This window comes from Dongia deserti (assembly GCF_003574735.1).
GTDB classification, from domain to species: Bacteria; Pseudomonadota; Alphaproteobacteria; order Dongiales; family Dongiaceae; genus Dongia_A; species Dongia_A deserti.
Window position 1 is genome coordinate 261,926 of sequence record NZ_QORW01000005.1, and the last position, 15,361, is coordinate 277,286.

18 protein-coding genes are annotated in these 15,361 nt (G+C 63.9%); 12 read left to right on the top strand and 6 right to left on the bottom strand.

The genetic code is table 11. The features are described 5' to 3' along the window. Positions 1-3 precede the first annotated feature (3 nt). Positions 4-1,467 carry a pyridoxal phosphate-dependent decarboxylase family protein gene (locus tag DTX69_RS09980; RefSeq protein WP_119301382.1) on the bottom strand — a complete coding sequence of 488 codons (1,464 nt, stop codon included), beginning with the start codon at positions 1,465-1,467 and terminating at the stop codon, positions 4-6. Positions 1,468-1,595: 128 nt separating this feature from the next. Here DTX69_RS09980 and DTX69_RS09985 point away from each other — a divergent pair, with 128 nt between their 5' ends. After that, positions 1,596-1,871: a hypothetical protein gene (locus DTX69_RS09985; RefSeq protein ID WP_119301383.1), complete on the top strand. Its 276-nt coding sequence runs from the start codon at positions 1,596-1,598 to the stop codon at positions 1,869-1,871. A gap of 138 nt (positions 1,872-2,009) precedes the next feature. Next, positions 2,010-3,209, top strand: coding sequence for an amidase (locus tag DTX69_RS09990; RefSeq protein ID WP_119301384.1), 1,200 nt, complete (start codon positions 2,010-2,012; stop codon positions 3,207-3,209). On the opposite strand, the gene DTX69_RS09995 is transcribed toward DTX69_RS09990, so the two are convergent. From DTX69_RS09995 to DTX69_RS10005, 3 genes are all read right to left on the bottom strand, one after another. Next, positions 3,206-3,844: a glutathione S-transferase family protein gene (locus tag DTX69_RS09995; RefSeq protein WP_162917051.1), complete on the bottom strand. Its 639-nt coding sequence runs from the start codon at positions 3,842-3,844 to the stop codon at positions 3,206-3,208. The genes DTX69_RS09990 and DTX69_RS09995 overlap by 4 nt on opposite strands. A 4-nt stretch (positions 3,845-3,848) precedes the next feature. Further along, positions 3,849-4,133: a hypothetical protein gene (locus DTX69_RS10000; protein WP_284735668.1), complete on the bottom strand. Its 285-nt coding sequence runs from the start codon at positions 4,131-4,133 to the stop codon at positions 3,849-3,851. A gap of 78 nt (positions 4,134-4,211) precedes the next feature. After that, positions 4,212-4,727 (bottom strand): adenine phosphoribosyltransferase, encoded by a 516-nt coding sequence (locus DTX69_RS10005; protein ID WP_119301386.1) that lies wholly within the window; start codon positions 4,725-4,727, stop codon positions 4,212-4,214. Positions 4,728-4,883: 156 nt separating this feature from the next. Between DTX69_RS10005 and DTX69_RS10010 the strand changes: the two genes are divergently transcribed. From DTX69_RS10010 to DTX69_RS10055, 10 genes are all read left to right on the top strand, one after another. After that, positions 4,884-5,396 carry an Lrp/AsnC family transcriptional regulator gene (locus DTX69_RS10010; protein ID WP_119301387.1) on the top strand — a complete coding sequence of 171 codons (513 nt, stop codon included), beginning with the start codon at positions 4,884-4,886 and terminating at the stop codon, positions 5,394-5,396. Between the two features lie 3 nt (positions 5,397-5,399). Next, complete coding sequence (locus tag DTX69_RS10015; RefSeq protein ID WP_119301388.1) at positions 5,400-6,221, top strand: glycosyltransferase family 2 protein; 822 nt, start codon at positions 5,400-5,402, stop codon at positions 6,219-6,221. A gap of 255 nt (positions 6,222-6,476) precedes the next feature. After that, positions 6,477-7,610, top strand: a complete 1,134-nt coding sequence (locus DTX69_RS10020; RefSeq protein ID WP_119301389.1) for a type III PLP-dependent enzyme — start codon at positions 6,477-6,479, stop codon at positions 7,608-7,610. A 192-nt stretch (positions 7,611-7,802) separates the two neighbouring features. After that, entirely contained in the window at positions 7,803-8,255 is a 453-nt protein-coding gene (locus tag DTX69_RS10025) for a host attachment protein (RefSeq protein ID WP_119301390.1), read from the top strand. Positions 8,256-8,345: 90 nt separating this feature from the next. Further along, positions 8,346-9,470, top strand: coding sequence for an ABC transporter permease (locus DTX69_RS10030; protein WP_119301391.1), 1,125 nt, complete (start codon positions 8,346-8,348; stop codon positions 9,468-9,470). Position 9,471: 1 nt separating this feature from the next. Next, complete coding sequence (locus tag DTX69_RS10035; RefSeq protein WP_119301392.1) at positions 9,472-10,245, top strand: ABC transporter ATP-binding protein; 774 nt, start codon at positions 9,472-9,474, stop codon at positions 10,243-10,245. A gap of 16 nt (positions 10,246-10,261) precedes the next feature. Continuing rightward, positions 10,262-11,200, top strand: a complete 939-nt coding sequence (locus DTX69_RS10040; RefSeq protein WP_119301393.1) for an MlaD family protein — start codon at positions 10,262-10,264, stop codon at positions 11,198-11,200. Continuing rightward, complete coding sequence (locus tag DTX69_RS10045; RefSeq protein WP_119301394.1) at positions 11,197-11,796, top strand: ABC-type transport auxiliary lipoprotein family protein; 600 nt, start codon at positions 11,197-11,199, stop codon at positions 11,794-11,796. Before DTX69_RS10040 ends, DTX69_RS10045 begins: the two co-directional genes overlap by 4 nt. A gap of 14 nt (positions 11,797-11,810) precedes the next feature. Continuing rightward, entirely contained in the window at positions 11,811-13,169 is a 1,359-nt protein-coding gene (locus DTX69_RS10050) for an aspartate aminotransferase family protein (protein ID WP_119301395.1), read from the top strand. A 79-nt stretch (positions 13,170-13,248) separates the two neighbouring features. Continuing rightward, a complete protein-coding gene (locus tag DTX69_RS10055) occupies positions 13,249-14,355 on the top strand; it encodes a DUF2336 domain-containing protein (RefSeq protein WP_284735670.1) in 1,107 nt (368 codons plus the stop codon). 42 nt (positions 14,356-14,397) lie between these two features. Here DTX69_RS10055 and DTX69_RS10060 read toward each other — a convergent pair whose 3' ends face one another. Both DTX69_RS10060 and DTX69_RS10065 read right to left on the bottom strand, forming a co-directional pair. Further along, the gene (locus tag DTX69_RS10060; RefSeq protein WP_119301397.1) at positions 14,398-15,018 is read right to left on the bottom strand and encodes a DNA-3-methyladenine glycosylase I; all 621 of its coding nucleotides are present in this window, start codon (positions 15,016-15,018) and stop codon (positions 14,398-14,400) included. A gap of 21 nt (positions 15,019-15,039) precedes the next feature. Continuing rightward, the gene (locus DTX69_RS10065; RefSeq protein ID WP_119301398.1) at positions 15,040-15,327 is read right to left on the bottom strand and encodes a YciI family protein; all 288 of its coding nucleotides are present in this window, start codon (positions 15,325-15,327) and stop codon (positions 15,040-15,042) included. Positions 15,328-15,361: the final 34 nt, after the last annotated feature.

The following is a 15,361-nucleotide window of genomic DNA, read 5'->3' on the forward strand; positions in this document are numbered from 1 at the left end:
CTGCTAACGCCTGCCGAGTTCGAATCCCAGCCGGCGAACCAGCGCAATCAGGTGCTCTACGTCGCTCTCGTCGTTCTCATAGTGCAGGAAGCAGGCGCGCAGCGCGATGCGCCCGTGCACGCGCGTCGTCGGAATGTGCGCTTTGCCGCTGGCACTGATGGCCTCCGAGATCCGTCCGTTGAGATCGTCCAACGCTGGGTCATCCATGGCATGCGCCGTCGGTCGATACCGGAAGTTCACGACCGACAGCGAAGCCGGCGCGAGCAGCTCAAGATCGGCTGTCTCGCGCACGCGCTGCTCCAGCAGCTTGGCGAGCGCATTGCACCGCGTCACCAATTCGGCAACGCCGTTCCGCCCCAGGCGCGCGATCGCGGCCCACACCTTGAGCGCGCGATTGCCGTAGGTCAGCTGGAACATATGCTCGTACGGCCATGGCGCCTCGCTATGCCCCGCCTCGAGGTAGTCCGGGGTCAGGGAATAGGCGGCGCGGTGCGCCTCCGGGTGGCGCGTCAGCAGCGCGCCGCAATCGACCGGCACCTGCAGCCACTTGTGCGGATTGAGCGTGACCGAATCGACGCGCGAGAAGGCACGGAACCGGTCGCGATAGGAGGGATCGAGCGCTGCCCAGGCGCCGAACGCGCCATCCACGTGCAGCCAGATATCGAATGCCGCGGCGATGTCCGCGATCTCGTCCAGTGGATCGATTGCGCCGGTATTGGTCGCCCCGCCGCACGCCACGATGGCGAAGGGCAGGTGGCCTGCCTGTAAGTCGGCTTCGATCGCCGTCCGCAACGCCGGTGGCTTCATGCGGAAATCCGGCTCGGTTTCGATTGCGCGCAGATGGTCGGTCCCGATGCCAAGCTGCTCGGCGCACTTCTGGATCGAGGAATGGCTCTCTGCGCTGGCATAAAGGATGAGGCGCTTGCGCCCGCCTTGCAGTCCTTCGGTGCGCAGGTTCCAGCCATCGCGCGCGGCGGCGCGATGCCGTGCCGTGGTCAGCGCATTCAGCGTCGCTGACGACCCGCCGCTCAGGAGCAGGCACAGGCTGCCCTCGGTCGGAAACCCGACCAGCTCCATGATCCAGCGCCCTAGGCTTTTCATCAGGAAAATGGCGGAGTGGTCGAAGCCGTCCAACCCGCAATCCATGGTGCTGGCGATGGCGTCCGCCAATAGCGAGATCGGCGCGGGCGGCGAATTCACCCAGCCGTAGGAACGCTTGTGCCCGGTGGCGATCGGCCAGGGCATGATCTCGCGCCGCAGGAAGTCCAGAATCTCCTCGGGCGACTGTCCATACTCGGGCAGGGGCAGCGAGATCAGCCTTTGCCGCACCTCTTCCGGGACGATCCGGTCGACCGGCTCGTTCGGCAAGGCGCGCAGGTAGGAGGCCAGCATCTTGATCGTCTCAGTCCCGAGCGCGTCGAACCGCTCCCGATCCAGCACAAATGGATGCCTGGAATCCCCCACCATAGCCCGAACTCCCCTGCAAGTGGTGCGCCATTAGAGCAAGAATCGCGATCCGCGACCATGCGGCACTGGTATTGGCGCGCGGATCGCGTCAGGATAGGCGCAGTTCGGGTTTTGAGAGGGAGGTCGCGATGCGCACGCGTCTCTTGTCGTTCTTTGCCTTGTGCCTGTTGGCCATGCCGCTTACGAGCGCCGGCGCGGATTCGTTCCAGAATAACACTGCCGAAGCCGAGCGCCTCGCCAACGAAGCGCTCGCCAAAATGATGAAGGCGCTCGATCTGTTGATCATGACCGTGCCGCGCTACGCTGCGCCCGAGGTCCTGCCCAACGGCGACATCATCATCCGCCGCCTCGATCCGCAGGACGAGGAGCCGATCGAGACCAAAGGCGACGGGATCGAGACTTGATATTGTCCACCAACTTGCGTCGTGGTCATGCTCGGCACGACCATCCACGAGCCTATGTGCGTCCGCTCGGTCTCGCCGATGGAAACTCGTGGATGGTAAGACCAAGTCCGACCATGACGAAATAGAACGTATCTTCATATGGCCCTTTCTTCCGCCGCGCTTGCCACCGGTGCGTTTTGCCCGCACGGCGATTTCGAGATTGCCGGCGCCGCTTCCGGTCCGCTGAAGGGCCTGACCTTCGCCACCAAGGACATCTTCGATATTGCCGGCCGCGTCACCGGCTGCGGCAATCCCGATTGGCTCGCGAGCCATGGCCCGGCGAGCGCAACCGCGCCGGCGGCGCAGAAGCTGCTCGATGCTGGCGCGAGCATGATCGGCAAGACCATCACCGACGAGCTTGCCTTCAGCCTCAATGGCCAGAACTTCCACTATGGCACGCCGCGCAACGCGCTGACGCCGGAGCGCATTCCGGGCGGCTCCTCGTGCGGATCCGTCTCCGCCGTCGCGCATGGCACTGTCGATCTGGCGCTGGGCAGCGATACCGGCGGTTCGGTGCGCATCCCGGCCTGCCTCAATGGCATGTTCGGCATTCGCTCGACCCACGGCGCGGTCGATATTTCCGGCGTTATGCCTTTGGCGCCGAGCTTCGATACTGTCGGCTGGTTCGCGCGTGACGCGCACACGCTGTACCGTGCGGGCGAGGTGCTGCTGCCGGCCGACCGAAGCGGCATCGCGCTCAGCCGCTTCTATGTCATACGGGATGCCTTCGCGCTCGCGGAACCGAGCGTCGCGAACGCCGTGCGGCAGGCGCTGTCGCGGGCAGCGGGGACACTGTCGATTGCAGCCGAACTGGACTTGGCGAGCGAGCTGGGCGGCCTCGGCGAATGGCTGAAGCGCTTCCGCCGCCTGCAACCGCGCGAGATCTGGGCCATCCACGGTGCCTGGATCGAATCCACGAAGCCGAAATTCGGGCCCGAAATCGCCGAACGTTTCGCGCTCGCCAAGTCAGTCGCGGAAGCGCCCGAGGGCGACGATCAGGAATTCCGCACGAAAGTCTCGGCGCACCTCGATCGCGTTCTCGGCCCTGATGGTGTGCTGCTGATTCCAACGGCCGGCACCATTGCGCCGCGCCTTGATGCCAGCAAGGAAGAGCTGGCCGACTTCCGCGACCGTACTTTAAGCCTGACCTCGATCGCCGGGCTGGGCGGTCTGCCGCAGGTGCAGATCCCCGCCGGCCTGGTCGGCGGCGCGGCAGTCGGCCTGTCGCTCATCGGTCCGCGTGGCAGCGATCGCGCGTTGCTGCGGCTGACGGAACAGGTAGCGAGAGCCCTCGCCTAAGCGTCTGCTTTCCGCATCGCCTGCACTGCCAGGGATGCCGGCCGCTCGTGGCAGCGTTTGGCCCAGTCCGCCACCTGAGGAAAAGCCGCAATGTCGATAGCCGACAGGCGCGAGGCCGACAGCACGCAGGCCACATTGAGATCGGCTACCGTGAATCGCGAGCCTAGTAGATAGGGACTTTCCGCGAGGACCTTGTCTAACATCGCCAGCGGCCGTTGTACCTGCGCTTCCGCATCCTCGGCTGCCTTGGCATCGCGCTTGTCCGGCGGAAAGAAGTTGCGATGCAGGTGAATGGTGTTCAGGGGAATTTCCAGGTCCGTCAGCGCCCAGCACGACCACCGCCAGATCTTGGCCTCTTCCTCGAGCGAGGCCGGTGCCAGCGATGGCGTCGCGCGCTCGCCATATTTCCGCGCCAAATAGAGATTGATCGCGAGCGATTCCGACATGGCGAAGCCATTATCGTCGATCGCCGGCACGCGGCCTGCCGGATTGATCTTGAGGAACGGCGGCTGTTTCAGCGCCCCATCGCCCATCGTCAGCGGAGTGTGTTCGAACGGCAGCCCGAGCTCCGTCGCCATCCACAGCACCCGCGCCGTCCGCGAGCGCGCTGTGCCATAGATTTTCAAACCTGTCATCGCGTCATCCATTCTTGACGAACGCCCGCGTCACTTCGATCGGCCCGGCTATGTGCCGATTGAATTCGTCGAGCTCCTCGGCCGGAATCCACAGCTCGCGGTGCATGGCGGAGCCAACGACCTGCGGCGCGTAGCGCTTGACGAAATCCGCGTCGACCTCAAACCGGGTGACGTAGCCGGCGCCGCTCGCCTTGACGTTCCAGTCCCGCGCGATCTGGATCGCGTAGTCCTCATTGAGGACGGATAGAAGATCGGCTGCTCCGGCAGGCGCGGCGGAAATGCGCGCCACCCGCTGGCCTCGATCAGCGCCAGCTCCTTGGGGCCGACGGGGCGATAGAGCGTGACGGTTGGCACAGTGTGCTCTCCCTCACGACTCGTACGAGATCATCGACCTGAACGGCACGTCGAGCTTGCCGCGGCCGCCCAAGAACGCCAGCTCGATGATGCAGGCGGCACCCACCACATCGGCGCCGACCTTGCGCAGCAGGCTGATCGCGGCCTGCAGTGTCCCGCCGGTCGCCAACAGATCGTCGAGCACGACCACGCGCTGGCCGGGCGTAATGGCTCCCGCCTGGATCTCCACCGTGTCGGTCCCATATTCCAGATCGTAGTGATGCTGAATCACGTCGCCGGGCAGCTTGCCGCGCTTCCGCACCATGACGAAGCCGCAGCCCATCAGATAGGAAAGCGGCGCCGCCACCAGGAAACCGCGCGACTCGATTCCCACCAGCAGGTCCGGCTCCAGCGGCGTAACGGCGGTGACCAGCCGATTCACCGTCTCCTTCCACGCGGGCCCGTGCGCCAGCAGGGTGGAGATGTCGTAGAACAGGATGCCGGGTTTTGGGAAATCCGGAACGTGGCGGATATGGGCCTTGAGATCCATCGAGACACCTGGCGGCTGGAATGCGACGTGGCCCTAGATAACAGCCCATGCCGTCCTTGCAAAGCGGGACAGGGCTCCCGGGGCCTTGCGATCCAGCCGCATTCTGCCTAAGCATCGCGCCATGCGGTCCGCTCCCGGGCCGGCTAGGGGAACGGAATGGCCGCGCGCAAGTCACACAAGATCGACCGGATCGACCTCAAGATCCTGACGGCCCTGCAGGAACAGGGCCGGATGAGCAACCTGGAGCTGGCTGCCAAGGCCGGCCTCTCCGCTAGCCCCTGTCACGCTCGCCACCGCGCGCTGGAGCGCAGCAAGGTGATCCAAGGCTACCGTGCCGACGTCGACCTCTCCAAGCTCATCGACTATGTCGAGATCTTGTCCTTCGTAACGTTGCACAAGCACGGCCGCACCCAGCAGGGCGCGTTCGAGCGGCTGATCGAGCGCACGCCGCAGGCGATCGCCTGCTATCAGATCTCCGGCAATTTCGACTACATCGTCCACTTCGTCTGCCGCTCGGTCGGCGACTATGTCGAGCTGCATCACAGCCTGATCGAGGAGGAGCCGAACATCGCCTCGGTCACGACCAATGTCATCATGGCGGAGACAAAGAAGTTCTCCGGCTATCCGCTGAAGGAACTGATCGAGCCCGTGGAGCAGGCGAAGGAATAGGGAATGTTCTTCTGGTGGCGCAAACCGCGCATCCACTATTACGCACCAGCATGGAACGAAGAGCTGATGTTGCCCTTCCTATTCCGGCACTATGCGCAGTGGGTGGAGCGGTTCGTCATCTGCGACAGCGATTCGACGGATGGCTCCCTTGAGTTGTTGCGCCGGACGCCGAAGGTGGAGATTCGCAAGGTCACCTGGACGCAACCCGACTCCATGATCACGAGCCTGCAGGATCTGCACAACACCTGCTGGAAGGAGAGCCGCGGCACCGCCGACTGGGTGATCGTCGCGGACATCGACGAGTTCTTGCACCATCCGGACTTCCTCGGTTACTTGCGGACGTGCCGCAGACGGGGCGTGACGTGCATCCCGGCGCTTGGCTACGAGATGGTGTCGGATCGCTTTCCGGAGCCGGACGAGACGCTGCTCTCCGCCGTACGACGTGGCGTGCCGCATCGCATGATGAGCAAGCTGCGCCTGTTCGATCCCAATGCTCTCGAGGAGACGAACTTCGGTCCGGGCGGCCACGTCGCCGAGCCGGCCGGCAATGTCGTCTACCCGAAACGCGACGAGCTACTTCTCCTGCACTACAAGTGGCTCGGATTCGACTACCTGCGGCGGCGCAACGCCATGATGGAGACGACCCGCCGTTCCCGCGATATTGCCAACAACTGGAGCCACCATTATCGGACCTCGGAGCCTGATTTGGCATCGGGTCTGAAACATCTGCTGCAGTCTTCGGTGGACGTCATTGAGCTCGGCGAGGCGGCTTGGCGCGGGCACAAGGAGGGCCGCTGGTGGCGCGGCCGCAAGAAAGCGGCTTAGCGCCTGATCCGCGCCGAAACCTGGTACTGCTCATTGGCCGCCACGGGATTCAAATATTCCGCTCTGGCCGGCCAGATCGGTGACAAATTCTAAACCTCTGTCGCCATATTCTGGGCAAGCCAACACGGCAATCGCCGCAAGGGGCGCACCGCCGACTGGGTAAAGGTCGGGCTGCAGCACCCCTGCGGCGATTTCTATTTTGGCGAAGACCTTTTGGCTGCTCGGGGTGGACGCGGCCGCGGAGGAAACGAAGAAATGTCCGACAAAGTCGAGCAATTCCTGAATGAGCGACGTCCCGCCACCCCGTGCCTGGTGGTCGACCTGGACGTGGTGGCGGAGAAGTATCGCGCTTTGACGAACGCACTGCCGCTCGCCGAAGTGTTCTATGCCGTCAAGGCCAACCCGGCGCAGGAAGTCCTCTCACGTCTGGCCGAGCAGGGCGCCAGTTTCGACACCGCCTCGGCCGGCGAGATCGCCCAGGTGCTGTCGCTTGGCGTCGCGCCGGAGCGGATCTCCTTTGGCAGCACCATCAAGAAGCAGTCCGACATCGCCTGGGCTTATGCCCGCGGCATCAATCTCTATGCCTTCGACAGCAAGGCCGAGCTGGAGAAGATCGCCGAGGCTGCGCCGAGCGCACAGGTCTTCTGCCGCATCCTGATCGATGCCGAGGGCGCTCTGTGGCCGCTGAACCGCAAGTTCGGCTGCGCACCCAAGATGGCGGCCGACCTGCTCATACAGGCGCGCGAGCTGGGGCTGGAGCCCTACGGCGTCTCGTTCCACGTCGGCTCGCAGCAGACGCAGCCGGCCCAGTGGGATTCCGCTGTCGCCTCGGTGAAGAAGGTCTTCAAGCAGGTCGCCAAGGCCGGCATCGATCTCAAGATGATCGATCTCGGCGGCGGGTTCCCGGCCCACTACAACGCCCCAGTCGAGGCGATCGGCGCCTATGGCTCCGGGATCATGAACGCAATGACCAAGCATTTCGGCAACGACTTGCCGCGCATGATCGTGGAGCCGGGCCGCTATCTGGTCGGCGATGCCGGCGTGCTGGAGGCGGAGGTCGTGCTGATCTCCACGAAGAGCTACAGAGAGGACCGTCGTTGGGTCTATCTCGATATCGGCCGCTTCGGTGGCCTAGCCGAGGTGGAGGGCGAAGGTATCCGCTACCGCATCCGCCCGGTGCGCGAGATGGGCGTGGAGGAGGGGCCGGTCGTCCTGGCGGGTCCCACCTGCGATTCCGCCGACATCCTCTACGACAAGGCAAACTATCACATGCCGCGCGATCTCAAGATCGGCGACCGCGTGCGCATCTTCTCGACCGGCGCCTACACGACCACCTACTCGGCCGTGAACTTCAACGGTTTCGAGCCGCTGAAGGCCTACTACATCTAAGCAGGCGCTCCGTTCAGGAATCGGCGATGCAGCCCAGGTGCAATCCTGGCCGCATCGCCCTTTCTGTGCTTGGAACCCACCCGGTTTGCCCGTGTTTTCCCATTGCGCCAGCGGTTGAAGCACCTAAATGCCATTGAGGGTGCACCGAGAGGCGCCCACGCCAGAGGGGTTTCCGCATTTCCGGAGCAAACTATGAAAAAGACGGTTACATATATTCTGGTCGCCGATGGCGCCCGGGCGCGCCTCTACGCGAATCACGGAGTGGGCAAGGGGCTACAGCCAGTTTCGGGCGCGACCCACAAGGCCGATCTGCACCACCATGACCGGGACATCCTCACTGACAGGCCCGGACGCGCCTTCAGCAGCGTCGGCAGTGGGCGATCGGCCATGGAACCGCCGACCGAATGGCACCGCTTCGAGAAGCATAAGTTTGCGCGCGAAATGGCGAGAGTGCTCGACGCCGCCGCCGCCAACAAGGTGTTCGACCGCCTGATCCTGATCGCACCGCCTGCCACGCTGGGTGACCTGCGGACCGAGCTCAGCGACGCGACGCGCAAGATGGTGACGGCAGAGATCCCAAAGGATCTGACGCGGCATGCCGAGCAGGAGCTGCCTCAACATCTGGAGACTGTTCTGGCGGTCTGAGGTTCTGCCCCCTCCCATTGTTCGAACTTCCCGACCTGCTATTCTCCCTGCGCGGGCAGCGGGCCCCGCGCAGGGTAGATCTCCGATCGCATGACCAACCAACCCGGCTGGATCAAACTCGCGCAAGAGCGCGACGGCGCCGTGTTACAGGCGGGGGGTGCCTGGACGGTCGAATACGCGGCCGACCTGGACCGGCAGGTCGAATCCCTGCCCAAGGAGAGCGCTGCACAGGTCCTGGATCTGACAGAGATCGACGCGATCGACACTGCCGGTGCCTGGCTGCTGGCGCGCGCGAGTGGCCAGGGCGAGGGCCAGGAGATACCGTGGCGAAACCTGGCGCCGGAGTTCCAGCCCCTGGCTGAGCGCGTGCTGACCGCAGGGCCAAAGGTCACGCCGGAACGGCCGAGGGCACGCACGATCACCGATTGGGTGGCGGATGTCGGCGCCGGTGTCGAGGAGGTGCTGGCCGAGAGCCTGAACCTCGTCGCCTTCTTTGGCGAGTTCGTGCTGGCTACCGGCCGCGTCATTGCCAACCCACGCCGCTTCCGCTGGGTTTCGCTGCTGGTCCATATCGAGCAGACCGGCATCAATGCCTTGCCGATCGTCGGCCTGATCTCGTTCCTGGTGGGCGTTGTTCTTGCCTATCAGGGCGCGGACCAATTGCGGCAATTCAATGCTCAGTTCTTGACCGTCAACATGGTCGGTATTTCCGTCCTCCGCGAAATGGGCATCCTGCTCACTGCGATCGTTGTTGCCGGCCGCTCCGGCTCGGCCTTCACTGCGCAGATCGGCACCATGCAGGTAAGCGAAGAGGTGGATGCCCTGCGCACCATGGGGCTCGATCCCATGGAGGTCCTGGTGCTGCCGCGGGTCACGGCCCTCATCATCACGCTGCCGATCCTGACGTTCTTCGCGGACCTGATGGGATTGTTTGGCGGCGGCATCATGTATTCCGTGCTGGTCGATCAGACCTTCGGCCAGTATGTGACCCGCCTGAATGACGTGATCACGCCGACTATGTTCTGGGTCGGCATGGTAAAGGCGCCCGTCTTCGCCATCCTGATCGCGCTGGTCGGGTGCTTCGAGGGCCTGCGTGTGACCGGCAGCGCCGAAAGCGTCGGCAAGATGACCACGCGCGCGGTGGTGGAGGGCATCTTCCTGGTGATCATCTTCGATGCCTTGTTCTCAGTCCTTTTCTCCATCCTGAGCATCTGAGATGGCGGAGCGAAGCGCGAACATCATCGAAATACGCGGCCTCGTGAATCGCTTCGGCGAGCAGGTGCTGCATGACGGTCTCGATCTCGACATCCGGCGGGGCGAGGTGCTGGGCGTGGTCGGCGGCTCCGGCAGCGGTAAGTCGGTCCTGCTGCGCACCATCATCGGCCTCAATCGATCCACGGCAGGCGACATTCGCGTCCTCGGCCAATTGACGCGCGAGCTAGACGACGAGGCGCTGCGCCGCTTGCAGACCCGCTGGGGGGTCCTGTTCCAGAACGGCGCCTTGTTCTCCTCGCTCACGGTGGCGGAGAACATCCAGGCGCCGATGCGCGAGCGCGGCGACATCCCGCCGGAGCTGGTGGACGAGCTGGCCGGGCTGAAGGTCAAGCTGGTCGGCCTGCCGATCGACGCGATGGCCAAATATCCTTCGCAGCTCTCCGGCGGCATGAAGAAACGCGTCGGCCTGGCGCGCGCTCTGGCCCTCGATCCGGAGATCCTGTTCCTGGATGAGCCGACCGCCGGCCTCGACCCGATCGGCGCCGCCGACTTCGATCAGCTGATTCGCAGCCTGCAGCAGAGCCTTGGCCTGACCGTCGTCATGATCACCCACGACCTCGACTCGCTGGTCACGATTTGCGACCGGATTGCTGTCCTGGTAGACAAGAAGGTCAAGGTGGGGACCTTGGAAGAATTGATGCGCGATCCGCACCCCTGGGTTCAGAGCTATTTCCACGGGCCGCGTGCGCGCGCCGCCGGCATTGCGGCGGATTGATCGAGGGCTGTATCCCATGGAAACCCGCGCCAAGCACATCACGATCGGGGCCTTTGTCCTGTCTTCCCTCCTGGCGATCGCGTTCTTCGTATTCTGGCTTGCCCGCTTCGAGGGCGAGGCCGTGTATTATAAGTACTTTGTCCGCTTCGCCGGTTCGGTGTCGCAGTTGCGGGTCGACAGCACGGTCTTGTTCGGCGGCATCCCGGTCGGCCGCGTGACCGACGTGCGCATCGATCCGGAGAACAGCGAATTGGCACGCGTCGATCTCGCCATCCGCGAAGGCACGCCGATCCGCGTCGATTCACGGGCGACGCTCGAGATCCAGGGCATCGCTGGCGGCGTGGTCGTGCAGATCAGCCGCGGCACGAGCACGGCCACGCTGCTGGAGCCCGGTAGCGAGATCACAGCAGGCCCCTCCGCGCTGGAGCAGATCGTGCGCCGCGTGCCGGATCTCCTGACCAAGATCGACGATATAACTCAGCGCATGAGCGATCTGCTCAGCGACGAAAACCGCCAGGCCTTCAGCAACTCCCTCGCCAATCTCGAGGCGATTACCCGGCAGCTGGTGGGCGGGGCAAGCTCGGCCGAAGGCGTCATGACCAGCGCCGGCGGTGCAATCGAAGAGCTCAACAAGGCGGCCAAGGAATTCTCCGCCCTGGCCATGGAACTGCGCGGTGCAGTGGGCGACGTGCGCGGTGATGCCAGCAAGGCCGCGCGCAACTTCGCCCTGATGGCGGACAGCTTCAACAGGACGTCGAAACAGCTTGCCGCCGTGATCGAAGACAATCGCGAACCCTTGAAACAGTTCTCCGCCACCACCCTCTATGAGACCGGCGAGCTGGTCAGTGAGCTGCGCCGGCTGGTCGCCTCCATGACCCGTATCTCGCACCAGCTCGAAACGGACCCCGCGCGCTTCCTCCTTAGAGACCGCAGCAGCGGGGTCGACGCACCATGATCAACCGCCGTCGTTTCATCCTGGCCGGCGGTGCGGCGGTCGCGGGCTGTGGCGTCATTCCCGAAGTGAACAATCCAATTCCACTCTATACCTTGTCGCCGGTGCGTGATTTCGGCCGGTCGTTGCCCAAGGTCAATTGGCAATTGGTGATCGGCACGCCGGTCGCGTCGGCGGATCTCAACACCACGCGCATTGCTCTGACGCGCTCCCCGGGCGTCATCGAATACTACGCAAATGGCGCCTGGGCCGACTACGCTCCGGTTCTATTGCAAGGCAAGCTGATCGAAAGCTTCGAGGCCTCGAAGGCGATCGTCGCCGTCGGGCGCGATGCCGTCGGCTTGCGGCCGGATTACGTGCTGCAGTCGGAGCTTCGCGATTTCCAGGCGGAATATTCGGAAGGGAAACCGACTGCGCATCTGCGCCTGGCGGCCAAGCTGGTGCGCATGCCGGACCGGCGCATCGTCGCCAATATCCTGACCGAGCAGAAGGTGCCAGCCGAGGGCACCTCGCTGGCGCAGATCGTCCGCGCCTTCGACCGCGCCGCCGGCGAAGCCTTCGAGGATGTGGTGGTCCGCGTCCTGACCGCCGAGACCTAGACTTCAGGATCCCTATGCTACTGGAACCCAAGAAAAGCGCGCTGTTCCAACGCGACCTCGAGAATCCCGTGCCGGTCATCGTGAAGGGTGAGGGCGCCTATCTCGTCGATGACGACGGCAAGCGCTATCTCGACGCTTCGGGCGGGCCGGCGGTTTCATGCCTCGGTCATTCGCACCCGCTGGTAATGGAGGAGATCAAGCGCCAGCTCAATTCCGTCGCCTATGCCTATTCGATGTTCTTCACCACGCCGGCAATCGAGGAGTTGTCGCAGCGCCTGGTGGCTCAGGCGCCGGCCGGTCTCACCAAGACCTTCTTCGTCGGTAGCGGCTCGGAAGCGGTGGAAGCCGCGATGAAGCTGGCACGCCAGTACTTCCTGGAGATTGGGTGGCCCTCCCGCCGCCTGTTCATCGCGCGCGAGCGCTCCTATCACGGCAACACGCTGGGCGCACTGGCGCTCGGCGGCGATGCAAACCGCCGCGCGCCCTATCAGCCTCTGCTGATGGACGTGACGCATATCGCGCCCTGCTACGAATATCGCGACCGCCGCGCTGATGAAAGCGCGGAGCAATATGGGCTCCGCGTCGCCGATGAGCTGGAGCGTGCGATCCAGCGCCTGGGCGCGGAGAATGTCGCTGCCTTCTTCTGCGAGCCCGTGGTCGGAGCTTCGCTCGGTTGCGCGCCGCCGGTACCGGGCTATCTGAAACGCCTGCGCGAGATCTGCGACCGGCACGGTGTGCTGCTGATATTCGACGAGGTGATGTGCGGCATGGGCCGCACCGGTCACATGTATGCCTGCAACGAAGATGGCGTCGCGCCGGACATCCTCACCATGGCCAAAGGACTGGGCGGCGGCTATCAGCCGATTGGCGGTCTGTTGATCTCGCAGAAGATCTTCGACGCCATTGCCGAGGGCTCAGGCAGCTTAAAGCACGGCCATACCTATGCGGGCCACACCCTCTCGGTGGCGGCCGCGCTGGGTGTGCAGAAGGCGATTGAACAGGAGGGATTGCTGGCGCGGGTGCGGCATTTGAGCGCTTTGCTGTTCGGTCGGCTGCAGGAGCGCTTTGGTCAGCATCCGCATGTCGGAGACATCCGTGGGCGGGGCCTGTTCATCGGGCTGGAACTGGTGGCGGACCGCGACGGCAAGGCGCCGTTCGACCCGAAGACCAAGCTGTGGCAACGCGTTCGGCGCATCGGTTTCGAGGAGGGCATTGTCTGCTACCCTACCGGCGGGTGTATCGACGGCGTCCGTGGCGATCACGTCGTCCTGGCCCCGCCATTCATTTTGGCGGACCCGCAAGTTGATGAAATTGTTGACAAACTCTCGCGCACGCTCGACCGTGCGGTGGCCGCGGCAGGGGCCGTGGAGTAGCGGATTATTAACCCTTCTTTGTTTGACTGGGCAAACGGCGCGAAGCCAGGGAGTCGCGCCCGAATAGCGGAGCTTGCTCATGGCACAATTGCTGACCGAGGCCGACGTCAAACGGTTGATCACCAATCCAAGTGGAGAGGTGCGCGCCGAGACCGCCGTCAAGGTCGCCGAAGCATTCGAGTTGGGAGAACTATCGGCTAGCGAGCGGGCGCTTGCCGAACAGATCTTCCGCGTGATGGTGCAGGACGCCGAGGTCAAAGTCCGCGAATCCCTCGCCAGCCATCTGAAGTCGAGCGCAAATCTTCCGCACGACATCGCCCTCAAGATGGCGAAAGATGTGGAGCAGGTCGCGCTGCCCGTTCTCGAGTTCTCCAAGGTGTTGAGCGACGCCGACCTCATTGAGATCGTGCGCTCCTCCAGCGCCGAGAAGCAAACCGCGGTCGCCAAGCGCGCCGAGGTTTCCGGCAAGGTTGCCAACGCGCTCATCGATCACGGCAAGTCGAGCGGCGTAGTCGCCGCCTTGGCCGCCAACAAGGGCGCCGCGCTCGGTGATGCCGAGATGAAGAAGATTCTCGACAAGCACGGTTCGGACGCCACGGTGACCAATTCCCTGGTCGCCCGTCCCAATCTGCCGCTCGCCTTATCCGAGCGCATCGTGAACATCGTCTCAGGCAGCCTGCGCGACTACCTGGTGCAGTGTCACTACATGTCGGACGAAATGGCCGCCGATCTGGTGCTGTCAGCACGCGAGAAGGCGACGATCATGCTGCTGCCCTCCGGCGCCAAGAGCACCGACGTGATCGAGTTTGCTCAGCAGCTGCACAGCGCCGGCCGCCTGTCGCCGACCTTGCTGCTGCGCGCGCTCTGCAGCGGCGACATCGCCTTTTTCGAGGCAGCCATGTCGGTGCTGTCGGGAGTTCCGATCATCAATGCCCGCCTCCTGATCCACGATCAGGGCGGGCTTGGCATGCAGTCGATCTTTCAGTACGCCCACCTGCCGCTCGACCTGTTCCCTGCCTTCCGCGCCGCCTTCGACGTCGCGCGGGACATGGACTATGACGGCGGCGATCGCGATCGCCAGCGCTTCGCTTCCAAGGTGATCGAGCGCGTCCTGACGCGCCTCGAGCAGCTCGACCAGCGCAACGCCGAATATCTGCTCAACCGCCTGCAGCAACTGGCAGCCTAGCGCCGCCTGCGCGCCCCATGACGCCGCGGTAAGCCGCGTCGGCTAGGACGCCAGCGCTCCCGGGCGCCGGAAGCTTTTGCGCGCCCGCGCGACCTTGCTTCGGATCACGCAGTCTTCGACATGATCGTTGATCAGGCCCATGGCCTGCATGAACGCATAGACGGTCGTCGGCCCGACGAATTGCCAACCCCGCTTCTTGAGGTCTTTCGAAAGAGCGATCGCCTCCGCAGAGGTCGACGCGGTTTGCGGCTTCGCGTGCTGTTTTGGGTCCGGTTCGTAACCCCAGAAAAAGGCTGCCAACGAGCCTTCCTGTTTGACGAGCTCGCGGGCTCGCCGCGCATTGTTGATGACCGCCTCGATCTTGCCGCGGTGGCGGACGATCCCTTCGTCCTTCAGCAGGCGGGCTACGTCGCGCTCGGTGAAGCGCGCGATCTTGTCGAAATCGAAGCCATGGAAGGCGGCCCGGAAGTTCTCCCGCTTGGCGAGGATCGTGCGCCAGCTCAGTCCGGATTGAAAGCCCTCCAGGCACAACTTCTCGAACAGGCGCCGATCGCTGTCGACGGGAAAGCCCCATTCGATGTCGTGATAGGCCAGAAACCCCGGGGCGGCAGCGCACCAGCGACACCGTGACTTCCCATCTGGCCCCGCGATCGTTGCACTCATATGTCAGCCCTCCTGCTTGCGCTAGTTGAGCAGAAACTGCAGCCGTGCATCGGCTCTTGATGGCGTGATCTCGAGGATTTCGGCCGTCACCACGTTCTCCGCCACGAAAGGATCATCGTTTACGCGGCTTTGCAGATCCGGCAGCGATGTATTGTGGGCCACAATGCCGCCACCCCGATTGGGCTGAAGGCTGCCGGCCAACAGAAACACGCCATCATCAAAACCGCGTTTGAGCCACTCTTTGTGGCCGTCCATGAATTGGCCGGCTTTGCTGTTGTTGTCCGAAAAACTCAAAAGCACGATGAACATCGATTCCTTCCCCTCTCGATCTGTCCTGCGACCA